At 63.5% G+C, this 18,530-nt stretch carries 13 protein-coding genes and 1 riboswitch; of the genes, 1 reads left to right on the plus strand and 12 read right to left on the minus strand.

From position 1 onward, the window contains the following. Nucleotide 1 precedes the first annotated feature (1 nt). The 12 genes from ACLV74_RS08775 to ACLV74_RS08830 form a co-directional block, all read right to left on the minus strand. A complete protein-coding gene (locus ACLV74_RS08775; protein WP_411879001.1) occupies nt 2–643 on the minus strand; it encodes a riboflavin synthase in 642 nt (213 codons plus the stop codon). Nucleotides 644–751: 108 nt separating this feature from the next. Then, nucleotides 752–1,876: a bifunctional diaminohydroxyphosphoribosylaminopyrimidine deaminase/5-amino-6-(5-phosphoribosylamino)uracil reductase RibD gene (gene ribD, locus ACLV74_RS08780; RefSeq protein ID WP_411879002.1), complete on the minus strand. Its 1,125-nt coding sequence runs from the start codon at nt 1,874–1,876 to the stop codon at nt 752–754. A 4-nt stretch (nt 1,877–1,880) separates the two neighbouring features. Continuing rightward, entirely contained in the window at nt 1,881–2,492 is a 612-nt protein-coding gene (locus tag ACLV74_RS08785; protein WP_411879003.1) for a hypothetical protein, read from the minus strand. 47 nt (nt 2,493–2,539) lie between these two features. Next, nucleotides 2,540–7,126 (minus strand): pilus assembly protein, encoded by a 4,587-nt coding sequence (locus ACLV74_RS08790; protein ID WP_411879004.1) that lies wholly within the window; start codon nt 7,124–7,126, stop codon nt 2,540–2,542. A 29-nt stretch (nt 7,127–7,155) separates the two neighbouring features. After that, nucleotides 7,156–7,821, minus strand: a complete 666-nt coding sequence (locus tag ACLV74_RS08795; RefSeq protein ID WP_411879005.1) for a hypothetical protein — start codon at nt 7,819–7,821, stop codon at nt 7,156–7,158. Then, entirely contained in the window at nt 7,821–8,909 is a 1,089-nt protein-coding gene (locus ACLV74_RS08800; protein WP_411879055.1) for a PilW family protein, read from the minus strand. The genes ACLV74_RS08795 and ACLV74_RS08800 overlap by 1 nt, the downstream gene beginning before the upstream one ends. A 46-nt stretch (nt 8,910–8,955) precedes the next feature. Beyond that, nucleotides 8,956–9,381 (minus strand): pilus assembly protein PilV, encoded by a 426-nt coding sequence (locus tag ACLV74_RS08805; RefSeq protein ID WP_411879006.1) that lies wholly within the window; start codon nt 9,379–9,381, stop codon nt 8,956–8,958. Between the two features lie 10 nt (nt 9,382–9,391). Further along, nucleotides 9,392–9,994 (minus strand): GspH/FimT family pseudopilin, encoded by a 603-nt coding sequence (locus ACLV74_RS08810; protein WP_411879007.1) that lies wholly within the window; start codon nt 9,992–9,994, stop codon nt 9,392–9,394. Continuing rightward, the gene (locus ACLV74_RS08815) at nt 9,988–10,473 is read right to left on the minus strand and encodes a type IV pilin protein (RefSeq protein WP_411879008.1); all 486 of its coding nucleotides are present in this window, start codon (nt 10,471–10,473) and stop codon (nt 9,988–9,990) included. Before ACLV74_RS08815 ends, ACLV74_RS08810 begins: the two co-directional genes overlap by 7 nt. A 383-nt stretch (nt 10,474–10,856) precedes the next feature. Then, on the minus strand, nt 10,857–11,306 hold the full coding sequence (gene nrdR / locus ACLV74_RS08820; protein WP_411879009.1) for a transcriptional regulator NrdR: 450 nt from the start codon (nt 11,304–11,306) through the stop codon (nt 10,857–10,859). 99 nt (nt 11,307–11,405) lie between these two features. Further along, complete coding sequence (gene glyA, locus ACLV74_RS08825) at nt 11,406–12,650, minus strand: serine hydroxymethyltransferase (protein ID WP_411879010.1); 1,245 nt, start codon at nt 12,648–12,650, stop codon at nt 11,406–11,408. A gap of 56 nt (nt 12,651–12,706) precedes the next feature. Next, a riboswitch (ZMP/ZTP riboswitch) is annotated at nt 12,707–12,836 on the minus strand. Nucleotides 12,837–12,966: 130 nt separating this feature from the next. Beyond that, entirely contained in the window at nt 12,967–13,845 is an 879-nt protein-coding gene (locus tag ACLV74_RS08830) for a transglycosylase SLT domain-containing protein (protein ID WP_411879011.1), read from the minus strand. Nucleotides 13,846–14,590: 745 nt separating this feature from the next. Between ACLV74_RS08830 and ACLV74_RS08835 the strand changes: the two genes are divergently transcribed. Beyond that, nucleotides 14,591–18,511, plus strand: coding sequence for a DUF748 domain-containing protein (locus tag ACLV74_RS08835; protein ID WP_411879012.1), 3,921 nt, complete (start codon nt 14,591–14,593; stop codon nt 18,509–18,511). Nucleotides 18,512–18,530: the final 19 nt, after the last annotated feature.

Raw genomic sequence — 18,530 nt, forward strand, 5'->3', positions numbered from 1 at the left:
TTCAGGGCTTTTTGGGAATGTTGTTGTGGGTGTCGCCCAGCATGCGCTCGACGTAGCGCGCGATCAGGTCGATTTCGAGGTTCACGTGGGAGCCGGCCGCCAGCCGACCCAGGGCGGTGTTCTGCACGGTGTGGGGAATCAGGTTGATGCTCAGCTCCGTTCCTTCGGCCAGGTCGGTGACCCGATTCACCGTCAGGCTCACGCCATTGACGGTGATGGAGCCCTTGTAGGCCAGGTACTTGCCGAGCTCGCGCGGTGCCAGTATGCGCAGCTCCCAGCTTTCGCCGACTTCGGCGAAATGCGTCACGCTGCCGATGCCGTCGACGTGGCCGGAGACGATGTGCCCGCCCAGGCGGTCATGGGCGCGCAGGGCTTTTTCCAGGTTGACGGGGCCGGTTTCGGCCAGGCCCGTGGTTTTGTCCAGCGACTCGGCGGAGATGTCGATGGTGAAGCGGTTGAGGGGAAGGTCCAGCGTCGTCGCCGTCATGCAGGCGCCGTTGAGCGCGATGCTGTCGCCCAGGCCCACGTCATCAAGGTAACCCGCAGGTGCCTCGATGGTGAGGCGCTTGCCATGGTCTGAAGAGCTGCCCAGGCTTTGGATGGCGACGATGCGCCCCAAGCCGGTAATGATTCCGGTAAACATGGCGCCATTTTCGCAGGGAATGGCACGCAGGCGCCGGGAAGTGCGCTAAAGGCCGGAAAAGAGGAGCAAAACCACTAAATTCAGGGCCGCACTGGCCCCCGGGGTGAGCTAAAACGCGTCTCGCCCCGCCACGCGGGCAACGATGCGCAAATCCACGCCCACCCGATCTGCCGAGTGAAACTGAAGCGGTACGGCGTCTGAGAGCGCCTGGAGAGGGCCTATGGAGGCCATGCTCTGGCCGGGTCCGAGGAGCTTCGGCGCAAGGTAAACCAGGACCTCATCCACCAGGCCCTCCCGGATCAGCGAGCCGTTGAGCTTGCTGCCTGCTTCGACATGGAGTTCGTTGATTTCGCGGCGTGCAAGGTCTTTCATCATGGCGGCCAGGTCCACTTTGCCACGGGCATCGGGTAAGAACGTGACCGTGGCGCCTTTGGCGATCAAGGCCGCCTCACTGGGCGAACCCTGGGTGGCGGTGTAAATCCAGACTGGGCCCCCGCCCTGGAAAATTTTCGCGTCAACCGGCGTTTTCAGCAGGCTGTCGACGATGACGCAACAGGGTTGCCTGGGGGTGTCCACCAGCCGGACGTCCAATCGCGGATCGTCTTCAAGCACGGTGCCAATGCCTGTCAGTATGGCCGAGGCCCGGGCGCGCCAGGCATGGCCGTCTGCCCGCGCCTCTGGCGAAGTGATCCACTGACTTTCGCCGTTGGACAAGGCGGCTGTGCCGTCCAGTGAGGTGGCGATCTTCATGCGCACCCATGGCGTTTTACGAGCCATGCGGCTGAAAAAGCCGATGTTCAGTTCTTTCGATTCCGCCGCTCCCGGACCTGCTTCCACCTCGACCCCGGCCGCACGCAGGCGTTCAAAGCCTTGCCCTGAAACCAGGGGGTTGGGGTCTGCAATGGAAGCGACGACTCTTTTGATGCCGGCGGCGATCAGTGCGTCGCAGCAGGGGCCGGTGCGTCCGTGGTGGGAGCATGGCTCAAGCGTCACATAGGCCGTGGCGCCGTGGACCGAATGGCCACGGTCGGCAGCATCTTTCAGCGCCATGACCTCGGCGTGCGGGCCACCGGCGCGTTGGGTGTGCCCCTGGGCGAGTACGTGGGCGCCATCGGCCGAGACTATGACGCAGCCGACCCGTGGATTGGGTTCTGATATGCCGGCCGCCTTGTGTGCCAGGGCCAGGGCCTGTTGCATGAAAGGGGTCGAAAAATTCAAGTTTGGAGAGCTCATGGCGTTAGCGGTCTGCATTGCTGGCGATGAATTCCACTTCAATGCGCAATTGAGAGGGTACCGCAACGGCATCGACCTTCCCCGGGCTGAACTGAACGGGCATGAAAGTGTCCAGCACAACCTGGGAGAACGCAGGATGCAGATTGCCCGGGTTCTCAATGCGCACGCGGCGCACGGTCCCGAACTCATCGATGAACAGGTCGATCTGCACCTTCAGCTTGACGATGCCTTCCACGCCTTTGGGAAACGGGACTTCCACTGCCGTACGTGGCTGCGGGGGAACGGTCAACCGGTCGCGAGGCAGGTAGTTGGCAAAAGTTTCCTCGACGGCATCCTTTGGCACTGGAGTTGTTGGCGGCGCCGGGGTTGTTTGCGTCGGTGTCTCGGCGAGGGTGGCGGGGGCCGGTGCCTGAGCATTCGGCCCCTGCGATTCTATCGGGGGAGGTGCCCCGGATTCCTGACTCCGTATGCCGGGGGCGGTATCGAGTTCCGCCGGTTGCGGCGGGATGGCGGGCACGAGTTGCCATACATGAATGACCGCACCATCAGGTCTTTCACGCAGCAACCGCGGCGTGCGTTCATTCAGCCCCCACAGCGCGCCGGCGTGCGCCAGCATAACGACCAGTACGACTGTCCAGTAAGAACGGCCGGCAGACAGGCACATCAGTCAACCAGTTCACGCCATGAAGTGCGTCGCAGGTTGGCCGCCGCCGCCGGTGTAGAGTTAATGTCAGTCTTCAGCTGCCCGTCGCTTGTCGTGAGGATGTTCTCGGTGGAGCCCTGGGAACCGTCGCTGTTGGTCAACTGCACGGAGGTGAGGCCCTGGATCAGCACGTTGCCTACATAGGAGCCCACCGAGGCCGTGCCCGACGCGGCCGCACCCGTCGTGACGTCGAACTTGTACAGGAATGACTCCCCGCCCACGGTGCAGGCGTCACTGCTGGGCAGGTTGGTGCCGATGTTCAGCGTGTTCAGGACGATTTGCGGATTCACGGTGGTGCGCTCGCCCCCTACCGGGAAGTCCGCGCGCCAGCCGCCCTTGGCGGCCCAGTTCACCGGCTGGTTCGAGACGGCGCGGCCGGGCACTCCGTTCGCGTTTGTCGTAACGGACAGCGTTTGCGTGACCAGATCACTCGTCGAGCGGACGTCGCCATACGGGGCGTTGGTCAATGGGTCTTTGATCGCGTAGACGGACTGGACCGAGGTGTTGGCCACATCCGAGGTGCCGAGGTAGCGGCCGGTGGCGACATAGACCACCGGGTACCTGGTGCCGCTGTAGTTGATCTCGGCCAATGCCGGTTTCACCGTGATGCTCTGCGGCGTGGTGGCATTGAGCTTCAGCTCGGCCAGACGAAGCGCCGCCTGGTTGGGTTGCGCGTTGCTGTCGAGATCGAAGCGCCACAGGTTGCCCAGCAGGTCGCCCGCGTAGAAACGCTTGGCCTGGTTGTTTTCCACTGTATCGACCCAGGCATTGAGCTTGGCTAGGCCGCTGGGTGCGGTACTGGAGCCTGCCGGCGTGGTTCCGCTGGTGTAGGTGCTGACATTCATGATGACGGCGCCGGTGTTGGCGTTCAATACGAACAGGTGGCCGTTGCCGTCGCCGGGGCTGATGTTGTTGTAGCCCGAGGTAAACACTACCACCCAGGTGCCGTCCGCGCGCTTGGTGATGATTGGGTTGCCGAAGGACAGACCCAGGTCGTCGTTACGGAATTCCCACAGGAGCTTGGGCGCGGAGGGGTCCGTCACGTCCAGCGCGTAGTAGCCCCGGCCGCCCCCATTGAGGCCGCCGACGACGATGGTTTTCCATCCGCCTCCCGTTCCGCTCACGAAGATGTCCCCCATCTGCGGCGAGCCGTCGACGAAGTAGGAGTGGTTGTTGCTGTAACTGGTATCGGCCAGCTTGTACAGGTTGGGTATTACGAAAGACGGAACGTAGGCCCACAGTTCACTGCCGGTGGTCCGGTCCAGGGCGTGCAGCATGCCGTCGTTCGCGGCGACCAGCACGGCCGCGGATCGCGGCGTGGCGGCGAAAGTGGCGTAGGCGTTCTCGGTGTACTTGAAGCTCGGCTTGCCGATGTACAGGGGGGATGCATTGATGACGTCGCCCAGCACGGCGTCCCGGGCGCGATAGTACGCTTTGGTCTGGTCACCGCGCAGGTAGTTCACCAGATTGGAGCCCGAATTGGCGAGGGTCAGGTCGCCCGAGCTGAGCGTGGCGCATTGCGCAGGGGAGGATGCACCGCCGGCGCCGGTCTTCGTGCAGAAATTGTCGAAGTTGGCGTTGTAGGCGTCCGCGGTCAGGTTCGCATAGGTGAAGCTTCGCAAGGTGGCCGCGCCGGATGGGTTGGGATAGTAAATTTTGCGCGAAGCAGTGGCCATGGCGTCCAGCTGGGACTTGGCCGACCAGGTGGGGGTGGTCGAGATCGAGCCGTTCTGGGGATCGATCTTGTAGGACAGCACGTCGCCAATCCATTTCACCGAGGTGAACTGGGCCAGGTAGATGTCGTTGTCGCCCTGCACCGGCTGCAGCGAACTGGTAGACGCCGCGGAGGCAGAGCCGGTGATGGCCTTGATCGAGTCCAGCGCCCCAGCCAGGCTTGTTGCCAGGCTGGTTGGGTCGCCGGCACTGAAGTACTGGCCACGGCCATTGACGGCGGCATGCCAGAGGTCGTCGGTATTTTCAGCGCTCTTTGAACTACCGGGGGTTGGCCAGTCCTTGCTGCCGTTGGTGATCTGGAAGAAGTCGCCCGAGGTTTCCGTCAGGTAGTTGGTGTTGAAGTTCAAGGTGCCGCCCACGCCCAGCCCGAGCGTGAAGGTGGTCATGTGCTGCCATGCCGCAGCGTCGCCGTACGATCGGGCGGCATTGGCTGTCGAGCCGGGGACGTTGTTTGTGCAGACATCGCTACCCAGCGCACCAGTGCAGTTGCTGAGGCCTGAGTCTCTCAGGTCTGTCTTGTAGTAGTAGGCTGCCACGTCGGCCAGCGAGTTCTGCACGCCGCCGGTGGAGGTACTTGAAGCCGTCGTTGTCTTGGCGCTATCGGCGCTTGTGGAAGGCGCCACAGTCGTGACGGTCGTTCCGGATGTCGTGGTGGGGCCGGCGTTGACCGGCGCGGCTGGGGTGCTGAATGCGGCGGTCGAGATCGTCCCTGCTGTTGCCGTGGAATCGGCCGGATCGGTTGCCGTGCAAGTGCCTAGGGGCGTGCCCAGAACGCCGCTTCCCGGTGTGGTGACCCAGGCAGTGAATGTATCGGCGCCGGCCGTGACAACGGGACCGCTGGACGAGTTGACCGGCGGCGAGGAGGTCGTTGTGGTCGTGCTGCTGTTGCTTGTGGTCAGGGTGCCCGCCGTCGTGCTGTCGCTGATGACCACGCCATCAACCTCGATGATCGTGCGAGTCTTGGGTGTCCCATCCAGTTTGGTCGTCGTCACGGTCTGGACCGAGTTGGTGGTCGTCGTGTTTTCGGTGGTGGAGGTCGAATTGCTTAACCGGTCGCGTGTCTCGGTGAACTGCCGCACCGCCCTGCCCTGGCCTGCAGGGCAACTGTTCGAGGCGGCATTGGCAACCGTGTAGGTGCCGCCAGGGTTCGCCGGCCGGCTGCCGAGGGTGTAGCTGAACTGGGTGGCGGAGATCACTGTTACGTTGAAAGTGCCGTTATAGGCGGCCACGCTACCACCCGCAATCACGACGGAGTCACCAGTGACGAATCCGTGGTTGGCGAGGGTCACGATGACAACGCAGGTCGAGCCGCAACTCGCACTGGAGGCGGGGCGCTGAAAGCTGGCATTACCCACCGACGCCTTCTTCAGGACGTCAAAGGTGAAGTGATTTTCGCCGGCAATCGGTGTCGAGGTCGTTGTTTTGTTCGTCACGGTGGAAACCGTCGCCTTGGGTGTGGCGGCGGTGGTGATGGTGGTCGCCGTGGTGGTCCACCTCTCGACCGTGGTCTTGGTGATGCTGTTGCCGTCCAGCATGGGCCGCAGGGTGCCGGAGCCATCCTGCTGGCCCACTGCGGTCGTATTGTCGAGCTGGTAGGGGCCGTACTTGGGCGCAGTTGTGCTTTCGTCGTCAGTATTCCAGTAGCCGTCCGTGGACAGGATCGTGAAGTTTCTCTGGCAGGAGTACTGGACCGGATCGACTGTCTGGCTTTCGGCTTTCTTGGCGAAGTACTGCCCGGCCTTGGCCAGGGCACCGCGCAGCGGCGTGGTGCCGCCGGGAGAGGCGGCGTTGAAGGCGGTGTAAAACGACGATTTCTGGGTGGCGTCGAAATCAGCGGTGTTGAGGAAGTTGGTGCCTGCAACGGCCGTCGTTTCGCTGATGGTGCTATAGCCTATCCGGTAACGGTTGTCCGCCGCCTTGAAAGCCCGGCTGATGCCGGACTTCATCATGTTCATCCGGGTGCTGTAGTAGACCGACCAGTTGGCGTAGTTCTGGGCTTCGGCCGACGACGAGGTTACCGTCACTTCTGTGAATACCGAGCTTCCTGGGGTCGAGCCGATGAGGCTGTCGCATTCCTGGTAGAAGTTGGTGGTGGTAATGACGCCCGATGAGTTGTAGGTAAAAGACAGGCGAGGGTAGGTTCCGGTGTACTTGTAGTATTTGGCCGACTTCGGCTGGCCGTCGCCGATCTTGGCGGGGTTCAGTGCGCCGGTGCCTTGCACGAAGCCGCCGGTGCCCAGATCGAGCACCAGCACGCCTGTTGTCCTGTTCCAGCTCACCACGTCGCCCACGATATAGCGGCTGCTGTCGCCGTTCTGGAAGATCGTGACGGTCTTGTCGACGGCGTACCAGTTCGACTGGCGGCTGCCGTCGGTCACGGTGACGCTGATGGTGCCGGTGGCCGAGGCCGGCATCGCGGCAATCGCCGACAGGTTGCGCTTGTTGGTGGTCTGCGCGCTCGGGTCGGGGGTGATGAAGCTCAGGCTGGCTGCCGCGACGGCAGTACCGGTCGCGTTCACAGGCAGGTCATAGACGAGACTGGGGTTGTAGGCCACACCGTTGCACTGCGAGGACTTCCGGCCGTACTTGGTGGTGCTGAAACCGACGGGAAGATAGTCATAGCCCATACTCCCCGAGTCATCAAGGATGAACATGATGTTGGGCTTGACCGAGTTGTTGGAGGACGTGAACAGCGGGGCGGTCCCGATGTCAGTGCTCGCGGCATGCGCGGCGCCAAGCGCCAGCACCCCGAGTACTGCCAGGATGCAGCGCTGCGATGCAGCTTTTGCGGGGAAAAGGTATGAGAGGTTCATAGGATGACTTTCAATGCGGCTCATGCCCGTCAGAAATGCAGCAACGTTTCGGTGTAGCTGACAGTGTTGCGGGGCCCTTCGACGCGAACGATGATTCGGTAGAAGGGGCTGGCTATCGCGCTGCTGATCCGTCCACCCGACGTCAGTTCGCCGCGATCGGTGGTCGTTGAGGTGCTGGCTGTGGCGGGGCGGATGCAAAGATTGGAGGCACCGGGTACACCGGTGGTGTCGCACAGGCGCGTGATGACCCACTGGATCTTGTTGCCGTTCACGGCGGTCCCGGTGAATGGAAGCACTTCGCAGTTCACATAGGTGCCGGCGGCGGCACCCTGGCAGGCCCCGTCCCAGTTGATCAACGGGCGCTTGTCGGTCGCCGATGTCTTGCCGCCCGTGGGGTCCAACTGGTCCCTGCTGCTGGCGTAATAGCCGCTCGCCGCCTGGTCGGAGTCAAGCGCGGCGCTGTTGATGTTGGTTTCCAGCCAGGTGATGGCCTGCTCCGCTCCCGCGCTGCTGGCCACCAGGGTGTCGTTCTTGAAACTGAGGTTGCCCATGATGAGGGTGCCCGTGTCCACCGATCGGGTGAGAGCCACAGCGGCGAACCCGATGACGACCAGTGCCATCAGGGCAAACAGCAGCGATATCCCTCGCTGGCGCAGCGATGTCGGGCTCAGTAGGCGGCGAGGCATTGTATTCATCATGAATTCCACAGCATGTTGCGCAGCGGGATCACCGTGTCGAAGATCTTGTAGCGGTAGTGCTTCCAGTCGGTCAGGTTGTCAACCTTCAGGCTCAGGCATTTGCTGGTGCCGCAGGTCGCGGTGCCGGCGACGGTGAGCGCGGCGCCCACGTCCCATAGCGGGTTGGACGTAGTCACTTCTTCCTTTTCGTACTGCACGCTGCGCGCCACGACGGCGATGCGCACCGCCACTACCTGGAGCCATCCGGCATTGGTGGTCGGGGTGGTGTTGTCCCAGGTGTCGACCAGGGAGTCGCCATTGGTGTCCTTGCCGTACATGGCCTTCAGGTTCACGATGTTGGGGAGCATCTCCAAGGGGCCTTCGTAGGAGGGCGTGGCATCTGCCGCCACCTTGAGGCTGGTGACCTGCAGCGAGGTGTTCCCGATGCTGAAGGTGCGGTCAATGATCGACCCCATGTTGACCAGGTATTTTCCTTCGTCATAAATGAGCGTAGGAAATCCGACGGCGTTCCATTTGGCCGCATTGTCCGCCCGGTCGACTTTGGGTGTGGTGCCCGACGGGGTTGCCGTGGCCTGGAAGAGCTCGCAAGCCTGGTCGGCACCGATCACCGCCAGCATCAGGTCGCCGGGAGCGATCACAGTGCCCCCCGCATCGGTTCTCGGCCCCTCCACCCCGCGCGTGGCCGCCACGGTGAAGTTGTCCTTGTTTGCGGCGATAGTCGGGTTGTAGCCGGGCGACACGACGCGCAAAGGGAGGGAATAGGAGTCCTTGCCGCTGGCCAGGATGCGGATGGAGTCGGGCGCGCCTGATGCTCCAGAGGTGATGGTCACGGGCACGAGCCGGGTGGCAAAGCCCGGCACGGCCGCGCCATTGAACTGGGCCGTCAGCGTGCAGCCCACCGAAGTGGGATTCGCGCCGAAGCCGTATCCAGCCGGCTGCATGCTGCGCTGCAGGGCACTCAGAGCCAATGCCCCGTTGATCTGTGCATCCGAGCCAGAGGTCGTGGTTCGTTTTGCCCCCTCGGAGATGACCAGCACCTGCGTCACCGCCAGCGTCGTCATCAGCCCGATCAGCACGCCGATCATGAGCTCCACCAGCGTGAAGCCCGACATCCCGCGCCGCGCGCGCGGCTTATTTGATCGTCGTTGCCAGGACATAGGAGCGAGTTCCTTCATTGGGTGCCGTCCATTTGACGGTGAGATCGACAACACCTGTGCCTGGTGTCACGGCCACTGTGGCGGTGCCTTGCGGCAGCCCGCTGGCGACCTTGTTGACCCAGTCCAGGCAGCGCTGGTCGGTGCAGGGCGAGGCCGGTGTGGTGGCGTAGACGCCGAGATTGACCTTGTTCATCCACATGGTGCCGAGCAGTTCGCTGGCCAGGTAGGCTGCATCAGCCCGGTACTTGGCGGCGCTTTGGGCGCTCGTCATCGACGCCTGAAGGCCGACCAGCCCCAGAATACCGATGCAGAACAGCAGTATCGCGATCATCGCCTCGATCAGGGCGGCCCCCCGCATGGCCTGCGGGCTGGTTTGCATGGAACGCTTTGCGATTTTCATTTGCATTGTTCTAGTGGCAGGCTCGTGGATCCGTCGTGCTGACATCCTGGTCGCACATGCGGACGCCTCCGCCGGTGGAAATCTGGATCCGCAGCCGCCGCGCACCGCTCAGGGTATGGGCTACATCGATGCGCGCCAGTTGGGTTCCGGTTGAAACGGTTTGGCCAAAACCGTTGAAGCTCACCGACTTGGCGGCCGTGGCGCCGTCGCTGGCCAGCCCCGTGACCGTAACCCCGGTCGCGCTACTTCCGGCGCCATAGACTTCGATGAGACGGGGGGCCGTCGTGGCGGAGGGGTCAAGGTTGCACTTGCCGCTGGGATCGTCCAGGGAAATAACCCAGGAGCCGGAGGCCGCAGACAATGTGCAAGTGGCGTCCGGAATACCTGTGGCGGGCGTGACCATCCAGAAAGTGACGACCTTGTTGCGCCTCAGGGACTCTGTGCGCGCCTTCTGCAGGCCGTTCTGGATGGTTTCGGCCAGATTGCGGACGTGGGTGTTGCGAACCCACTCCGCCATACTGGGAACCCCGACGGCGAGCAGCAGTGCGAGGACCGCGACGGTGACCATCACCTCGATCACGTTGAAACCCCGCTGGCGCGACTTTGCTAGCATTCAGACCCTTTGAGCAGCCAGCAGCTCTTGGCCACCGTCGCTCCCTTGAATTGGGTGGTTTTCTGGGCGTTGGCCTCGTTGACCGTGTAGACGTGCCCCACGGCCATGGCCGTGGAACCCGTGGCCGTCAACGTGTACCCCGATGCCGTCACAACACAGGCAAAGGTGAAGTACTTGGCATTACCGGGGACGAAGCTGCTCCAGGCTGGCGCGCCTGCCCCGTTGGCGCAAGGTCCACCGTTGGCCGTGCCGTAATTCTTGTAGTCCTGGAAATACTGCTCGAGCTTGACTCGATAGTCCGACATGTAGGTGAAGGCTTCGGGTACCTGGCCTCGCCGGACGTAATCCTTGTACGAGGGCAGCGCAACCGCAGCAAGGATTCCTATGATGGCCACGGTAATCATGAGTTCGATCAGCGTAAAGCCGCGAATTTCGCGAGAGCGCTTGCGATGAAGGGCTCCAGTGCACAAATAAGTCAAGGCGACTCCTACGAGAACATGAATGATCTCGGAATGCTAATGCGGCGCCATTTTGAAACAAGGGCTGCGCGCCCAGCGGTTGCGAGGGCGCGACGAGCGGCGGCAAGTGTGTGACTTGGTCGCGGAATGTGCGGCCGACGATGCCGGGCCCGGGAAGCTGCGATGCCTGTGCGGGATGTGAATACTTCACACAGGCTGAATTTTTTCAGTGCCAGAAATGGAGGGCGAATCAGGTTTGGCTCTATGCATGATGCGCGTCATGCACATGAAGGGAGACCCCTGCGTCTGAAAAGCTTCTTTCCCCCTGTCTTGCGCTTACAGTCGGCCGGCCCCGGCTTGAGAAGTCCGTGATGGACAGTTGCGCGTGAGCGCCAACGGATCCTCTACCGCCGCACCTCATCCACCAGCGTCTTGAATTCGTCGATGTCCTCAAAGCTGCGGTAGACGCTGGCAAAGCGTATGTAGGCCACCTTGTCGAGCTTCTTGAGCTCGCGCATCACCAGCTCGCCCAGGCGGTTGGAGGCGACTTCCCGCACCCCCAGGCTCAGCAGTTTTTCCTCGATACGCTCGATCGCCGAGTCGATCTGCTCGGTGCTGACCGGGCGCTTGCGCAGCGCCAGGTTCATGGAGCCCAGGATCTTGCTGCGCTTGTACTCGATGCGCCGGCCGTCTTTCTTGACGATGGAGGGAAAGGTGACGTCGGGCCGCTCGTAGGTCGTGAAACGCTTTTCACACGCGCCGCACTGGCGGCGGCGGCGTATGAAGTCGGCGTCTTCAGACACCCGGGTTTCAACAACCTGGGTTTCGAGATGGCCGCAAAAGGGGCATTTCATGGGTGGTGACCTGCATTTAAAGACATCAATCGATCCATGGCCCCATTGGGGACGGCATGGGCGGCAAGCAAGACATGCTGCCCGCGCCGGCCGCCGTGATCAGCGATAAACGGGGAAGCGGCTGGTCAGGGCGTGAACCTTGGCGCGGACCGCTTCTATGTTGGCCGCATCGCGCGGATTGTCGAGCACGTCGGCGATCAGGTTGGCGGTGGCACGGGCTTCCTCATCCCTGAAGCCGCGCGTCGTCATGGCCGGGGTGCCGATGCGCACGCCGCTGGTGACCATCGGCTTTTCCGGGTCGTTCGGGATGGCGTTCTTGTTGATCGTCATGTGGGCGCTGCCCAGCACGGCTTCGGCTTCCTTGCCGGTGATGCCCTTGGCGCGCAGGTCGACCAGCATGACGTGGCTTTCGGTGCGGCCGCTGACGATGCGCAGGCCGCGCTGCGTCAGGGTGTCAGCCACGATCTGCGCGTTCTTCACGACCTGCTGCTGGTAGGTCTTGAACTCGGGCGTCATGGCTTCCTTGAAGGCCACGGCCTTGGCTGCGATGACGTGCATCAGCGGGCCGCCCTGCAGGCCGGGGAAGATCGCGCTGTTGATGGCTTTTTCGTGCTCGGCTTTCATCAGGATGATGCCGCCGCGCGGGCCGCGCAGGCTCTTGTGCGTGGTCGAGGTGACGATGTCGGCGTGCGGCACCGGGTTGGGGTAGACGCCCGCGGCCACCAGGCCGGCGTAGTGGGCGATATCGACCATGAAGATGGCGCCGACGGCCTTGGCCACCTTGGCGAAGCGTTCGAAGTCGATGCGCAGGCTGTAGGCCGAGGCGCCCGCGATGATCAGCTTGGGTTTGGTCTCGTGGGCCTTGCGTTCCATCGCGTCGTAATCGATTTCTTCCTTGTCGTTCAGGCCGTAGGACACGACGTTGAACCACTTGCCGCTCATGTTCAGAGCCATGCCGTGCGTCAGGTGGCCGCCTTCGGCCAGGCTCATGCCCATGATGGTGTCGCCGGGTTTCAGGAAGGCCAGGAACACGGCTTCATTGGCCGACGCGCCGCAATGCGCCTGCACGTTGGCGGCTTCGGCGCCGAAGATGGCCTTGACGCGGTCGATGGCCAACTGCTCGGCCACGTCCACGTGCTCGCAGCCGCCGTAGTAGCGGCGGCCGGGATAGCCTTCGGCGTATTTGTTGGTGAGTTGCGAGCCCTGCGCGGCCATGACGGCGGGCGAGGCGTAGTTTTCGCTGGCGATCAGCTCGATGTGCTGCTCTTGCCGGGCGTTTTCGGCCTGGATGGCGGCGAAGATTTCGGGGTCGGTCTGTTCGACCAGGATGTTGCGGTGGTACATGGCAGTCCTTAAAGACGTGGTCCCTGCTATTCATGAGCCGCGGCTCTAAATGAAACAAGGGCTGCCCAGGCGAACGGCTGAACGCTTCGGCCCAACGGCTTTCAGCGGTGCGCTTCCCAGTGGTGTCCCACGTCAGCTTCAATGGTTGCGAAAACCTTGAGCCTATCGCCAGTTGCGCACCTTGCTAGTGTAACTGAGGGCGCCCGAAACCCGGTTCCCTCCAATCAATGCCCTCAGCCCGGAAAGCAAAAAGCCGGGGCGCCGTCGGCGGCCCGGCTTGGAGGCGAAGGGCGGGCCGTGGCCGCGCCCGGCGGGATCAGGACTGGCTCAGCAGCGCCACTTTTTCGGGCGTCTTGGCTTCGGGCTCGGCCGTTTCGGGTTTGGCCGGCAGGGAGGCCGGAACCGGGCGCGAGTTGCCGGGTGCGGCAAAGTAAGGTGAGGGTGCGGGCGCGCCGCGCTTGGCGGCCACCACGGCCAGCAAGCGGGCATGTTCAGCCATCACCTTGCCGGCATAGCCGCCGTCGTCTTCCATGTTGGCGGCGCCTACGTAGTATTTGAGGCCGCCTTCGATGGAGCCGGCGCGGGCGATGCATTCCTGCAGCACCTTGACGCCGACGCGCAGGTTGGTCACCGGGTCAAAGGCCGCCAGCTTGCCGCCGAAGTTGTCGTACTTGTCGTGGTGCACCTTGGTCATGACCTGCATCAGGCCTTGGGCGCCCACCGGGCTTTGCGCGAAGGGGTTGAAGCCGGACTCAATGGCCATGATGGCCAGGATCAGGGTCGGGTCGAGCTTGGATTTCTGGCCGATCTCGAAGGCTTCGGCCACCAGCACGCTCAGCGGCTCGGGCGCGACGCCGTATTTTTTGCTCAGCCAGTAGGCCACCGCCGCCTGCTGGGAGGGCAGGTCTTTCGGGTTGGACGCCGTGGCGCGCTCGATTGCGGCCGGCTCGGTAAAGCCGATGGCCGCTTCCTGGCGCTGCTGCAGCCAGGCCATGAGCCTGGATTCACCGGCCTGACGCAAGTCGGGCCGGGCCGTCAGTGTGATCACCGCAAACACGACCGCCAGGCCCAGGAGGGCGAAGCTGTTGTGGGTGATCTCGAAAAAGCCCTGGGCGATGTCATCAGCAATGTTTAAAACACTGCTGCGTACACTTTTCAAGTGCGCCTCAAGGCTGAATTGTCCTAGCGCTGTCATAGCACTCCTTTCTACGCATGCAGGCCCTTTGGGGGCCAGGCAGGCTTTGATTGGGTCGCCATCAAACCAAGGCATGCCTTGTGGGTGTTGACCCTTGTTTGACGTTGCCGGCTTCTTTGATGAATGGGGCAGCGGATTCGGGTTGTCCCCTAGGGATCTATGGGACTGGCGGGATTCTATGAGTTCGTTTAATAACCTGTCAATAATAACAAATTGTTTCTTTATATTAAAAAGGCAAATAAAAACCCTGATTTTCGGCAGAACCCGCCTGAATCAAGGTAGTTACGGTCGCTTTTTGAGAACAAGCTCTAAGTTACCATCCGGCGTAAAAAATACCGGATCGGCGGATCGCGGGACCGGCTGTAGGCGGTTTCCTATCCGGGATGTGGGACGAGCGGATGGCTTTGACGGATGCCGCAGGCATGCAAAGTCAGCGGCAATCACACCCGCTGATGTGATTGAAAAGATGGTCTTGCCTGTATGGCGCGAGAGGTTTAACCTGCAGTTGCCTGATTCATTCGGGCAACCAACCGGGTAACCAACCCCGGAAAAACTGGAAGCAATCACTTGCTTTCAACGCACTGGAGACGATTCATCTCTCTTTTGCGAAACCAGACGGCATGAGCATAAACGCCCGCCGTCAACCCCGGTCGGTCTAACTGCCCGGGGTTTTTCTTTTGGGGCTGACCGTCTTTTTCAAATAAGTCATTGACCTATCGGCCCTGGCGCTAAAAACTCGACGCCTATGGCAATCAATGATTTGAAGAATAAATGGCGCAACATAGAGTGGAAGAACATCGGAAAGGCCTTGCCGGCGCGGGCGGCAGGCGTGGCCCGCTCGCCGCTGTGGCGGCGCCGCGCGGCATGGGCTCTGGGCACGCTGCTGCTGATCTGGGCGCTGGCCTATGCGGCCATGCCTTCCATCCTGAAGTCGCAAATCGAGAAGATCGCCTCTGAAAAACTGGGCCGGCAAGTCACGGTGGGCGCGGTCGCCTTCAAGCCATGGTCGCTCGAGTTGACCCTGCGCGACCTGGCCATCGCCAAGGCCGGTATGGCCGGCGCTCCCCAGGAAACGCCGCAGTTTTCCATCAAGCGCATATATATAGATGCCGAACTGGAATCCCTGCTGCGCTTGGCGCCGGTGGCCGATGCCGTGGTGGTGGAGGAACCCGTGGCCTTTCTCACCCACCAGGGCGAGGGCCGCTATGACATCGACGACATCCTGGATCGCCTGAAGGCGCCGGAAGGCCAGCCGGCCGGTGACCCGCCGCGCTTTGCGGTCTACAACATCGTGGTGAGCGGCGGGCGCCTGGACTTTGCCGACCAGTCCGTCGGCAGGACACACGAGTTGCGCGAGCTGAACCTGTCCGTGCCCTTCCTGAGCAATCTCAAGTCCCAGCGCGAGGTCAAGACCTCGCCGCACCTGGCCTTCAAGCTCAACGGCAGCAGTTTTGACACCGCCGCCGAGGGCACGCCCTTTGCCCAGACCCATAAAACGGACGCCAGCTTCATGCTGCGCGGCTTTGACCTGAACCCCTACCTGGCCTACTGGCCGGCGAGCCTGCCCTTTAAATTGCAAAGCGGCGTGCTGCATGCGGACGCCAAAATCGCTTTCGAGCAGACGCCGGCGACGGTGGTGCGGATTTCCGGCACCGTGACGGCGGACAAGGTGCGCGTTCAGGCCGCAGGCCAGGCGCTCGCCCAGCCGGCCCGGCCCGATCTGCTTACGTTCGACCGCCTGCAGGTCGCCATGGATGACGTGCGCCCGCTCGAGCAGTTCGTCAAGCTTTCGGCTGTTGAACTTACCGCGCCCACGCTGTCCGTGGCTCGCGACCGGGCGGGGCGGCTCAATCTGCTGCCGCCCGCGGCCGCGGTTGCTAGCAAAAATGCAGCGGCTGTCCCAGGCCCCGCGGGGCCTGCCAGTGATTCAAGCAGCAGCCCGGCGACTCAGGCACCTTCGGCCAAAGCGCCGGCAACCGCGCCCTGGAAGGTGCAGGTCGCACGCGTGGCCGTGCGCGCAGGCCGCGTGAATTGGCTGGATGAAACCCTGGCGTCATCCGCCGACATCCGGCTGGCCGGCCTGAGCCTCGATGCCACGGCCATCGCCACGCCTTTTACAGCCAGTGCGCCGCTGCAGTTCAAGGGCTCTGTGGGGCTGGAGCCGCCCGCCGCCGTCTTGCCCGCAGCGACCAGGGCCGGCACAAAAACCCCCGCCAAATCTGCCGCAGCGGGACCCGCCGCCAACACCGCGCTGTTGACTTTCAACGGCACCGCCACCGACCAGGCCGCCCAACTCACGGCCAAGGTGGCCGCCTGGCCGCTGGGCATGGCGGCCAAATACGTCGGCCAGTTCCTGTTGCCGGCGCTGAACGGCCAGCTCGATGCCGATCTCGGCGTGAGCTGGCAGGCGGCCAGCGGCGACAAGCCGCAGCTGCTGCAGGTCACGGCGCCCCAGCTCGCGGTGAGCGAGGTGCAACTGGCCCAGGGCAAGGTCTCGCTGGTGTCGGTCAAGCGCGTCGACCTGGCGCAGGTCGACATCGACCTGACCGCTCAGACTTTCAAGGCCGCCAGGCTGCTGCTGACCCAGCCCAAGGCCCAGGTGGACCGGGACAGCGACAAGCGCTGGATGTATGAGCGCTGGATGGTGAACTCCGGCGCGGCAACGCCGCAACCCCCGCCCACCGATGCCGCCACCCGGACGAACGCGCCCTCCTGGGCCGTCGCCATCGGCGAGGTGCAGCTCGAAGGCGGCGCGATGTCGTTTTCCGACAAGGCCGGCGCCAAGCCGGTCAGCTTTGAGGTGACCGCGGCCAAGGCCCGCCTGGGTGGTTTGCTGCTCGACGACAGGCCCGCATCCAGGGCGCAGGCCGCCAAGCCCGTGCCGCTGACCGCCTCGCTGCGACTGGCTACCGGCCGCTTCGAGCCCGGCAAGGTGGACTTCAACGGCAGCCTGAGCCTGGCGCCGCTGCAGGCCCAGGGCCGGCTGCTGGTTGACAGGCTGCCGGTGCAGGCTTTTGAGCCTTACTTCGCCGACACCCTCAATGTCGAGCTGCTGCGCGCCGACGCCAGCTTCAAGGGCCGGGTGGCTTACCGCCAGACGCCGGCCGGGCCGCAGGCCCAGGTGACGGGCGACGTGTCGCTGGAAGAGTTCCGCGCCAACACGCTGGCGCCCAGCGAAGACCTGCTGGCCTGGAAAGCGCTGAACCTGCGCGGCTTCCATGTGGCGCTGGACCCGGCCAAGGCGACGCGGGTCGAGGTGAAGGAAACGGTGCTGACCGACTTTTTCGCGCGCCTGATCGTCATGCCCGACGGCCGCATCAACCTGCAGGACCTTGTCAAATCCAAGGACGCGGCGGCGGCCGGCGGCGTTGCCAGTCCTGTCGCCTCGGCGGCATCCGTGCCGGTTGCCACCGCCAATGTTGCACAGGCTTCGGCAGCCCCGCCACCCATCGTGAGCTTCGGCCCCATCAGCCTGATCAACGGCAAGGTGCTGTTTTCCGACCGTTTCGTCAAACCGAATTACTCGGCCGACCTCACTGACTTGACCGGCAAGCTCAGCGCCTTCTCGTCGTTGCCGCCGGCCGGGGCGACGGGCGCCGCCGCGGCGGCCGCACCCAATATGGCCGACCTGGAACTGCGCGGGCGCGCCGAAGGCACGGCCTCGCTGGAGATCCTGGGCAAGCTCAACCCGCTGGCCAAGCCGCTGGCACTGGACATCAAGGGCAAGGTGCGCGACCTGGAGTTGCCGCCGCTGTCGCCGTATTCCGTCAAATACTCGGGCTACGGCATAGAGCGCGGCAAGCTCAGCGTCGACGTGAGCTACGTGGTGCAGCCCGACGGCCGGCTCACCGCCACCAACAAGGTCATCCTGAACCAGCTCAGCTTCGGCGAGAAGGTGCCGGGCTCCACCGCCAGCCTGCCGGTCAAGCTCGCCGTCGCGCTGCTGGCCGACCGCAACGGCGTGATCGACATCGACCTGCCCATCAGCGGCTCGCTCAACGACCCGCAGTTCAGCCTCGGCCCCATCATCATCAAGGTCATCGTCAACGTGATCGTCAAGGCCATCACCGCGCCTTTCAGCCTGCTGGCCAACGCCTTTGGCGGCGGCGGGGAAGAACTCAGCACCGTCGCTTTTGCCTCCGGCAGCGCCGAGCTGGGCCCCGAAGCCAGGGCCGGGCTGGACAAGGTCGCCAAGGCGCTGACCGACAGGCCTTCGCTCAAGCTCACCGTGGTGGGCACCAGCAGCGTGGAGGCCGAGCGCGAGGGCTTCAAGCGCGAGCGGCTGGACGCGCTGGTGCGCGCCGAAAAGCGCCGCATCACCGTGAAGGAGGGCGGCACCACCTCGGCCGCGGTCAGCATCAGCCCGCCCGAATACCCGGCTTTGCTCAAGGACGTCTACAAACGCGCCGACATGCCCAAGCCGCGCAACCTGGTCGGCCTGGCCAAGGACCTGCCCGTGCCCGAGATGGAGAAACTGCTGCTGGCCGACATCCAGGTCAATGACGATGCCATGCGCGAACTCGCCGTGCAGCGCGGCGTGGCGGTCAAGGACTACCTCGCCTCGCGTGAGTTGCCCCCCGAAAGACTGTTCCTGGGCGCCGCCAAAACCATCCCGCCGGAGGCCAAATGGACGCCCCGCGCGGAGCTGAATTTGGCAATGCCTTAAAAAAGGCGAAAATAGCGCC

The sequence above is a fragment of the Polaromonas sp. YR568 genome (assembly GCF_943369415.1).
In the GTDB taxonomy this organism is placed as follows: Bacteria; Pseudomonadota; Gammaproteobacteria; order Burkholderiales; family Burkholderiaceae_C; genus Polaromonas.

What these genes read in the sequence shown, in the direction of transcription:
- ACLV74_RS08775 (WP_411879001.1), bottom strand. Translation starts at nt 643, where the DNA reads ATGTTTACCGGAATCATTACCGGCTTGGGGCGCATCGTCGCCATCCAA.
- ribD (WP_411879002.1), bottom strand. Translation starts at nt 1,876, where the DNA reads ATGAGCTCTCCAAACTTGAATTTTTCGACCCCTTTCATGCAACAGGCC.
- ACLV74_RS08785 (WP_411879003.1), bottom strand. Translation starts at nt 2,492, where the DNA reads ATGCTGGCGCACGCCGGCGCGCTGTGGGGGCTGAATGAACGCACGCCG.
- ACLV74_RS08790 (WP_411879004.1), bottom strand. Translation starts at nt 7,126, where the DNA reads ATGAACCTCTCATACCTTTTCCCCGCAAAAGCTGCATCGCAGCGCTGC.
- ACLV74_RS08795 (WP_411879005.1), bottom strand. Translation starts at nt 7,821, where the DNA reads ATGAATACAATGCCTCGCCGCCTACTGAGCCCGACATCGCTGCGCCAG.
- ACLV74_RS08800 (WP_411879055.1), bottom strand. Translation starts at nt 8,909, where the DNA reads ATGATCGGCGTGCTGATCGGGCTGATGACGACGCTGGCGGTGACGCAG.
- ACLV74_RS08805 (WP_411879006.1), bottom strand. Translation starts at nt 9,381, where the DNA reads ATGAAAATCGCAAAGCGTTCCATGCAAACCAGCCCGCAGGCCATGCGG.
- ACLV74_RS08810 (WP_411879007.1), bottom strand. Translation starts at nt 9,994, where the DNA reads ATGCTAGCAAAGTCGCGCCAGCGGGGTTTCAACGTGATCGAGGTGATG.
- nrdR (WP_411879009.1), bottom strand. Translation starts at nt 11,306, where the DNA reads ATGAAATGCCCCTTTTGCGGCCATCTCGAAACCCAGGTTGTTGAAACC.
- glyA (WP_411879010.1), bottom strand. Translation starts at nt 12,650, where the DNA reads ATGTACCACCGCAACATCCTGGTCGAACAGACCGACCCCGAAATCTTC.
- ACLV74_RS08830 (WP_411879011.1), bottom strand. Translation starts at nt 13,845, where the DNA reads ATGACAGCGCTAGGACAATTCAGCCTTGAGGCGCACTTGAAAAGTGTA.
- ACLV74_RS08835 (WP_411879012.1), top strand. Translation starts at nt 14,591, where the DNA reads ATGGCAATCAATGATTTGAAGAATAAATGGCGCAACATAGAGTGGAAG.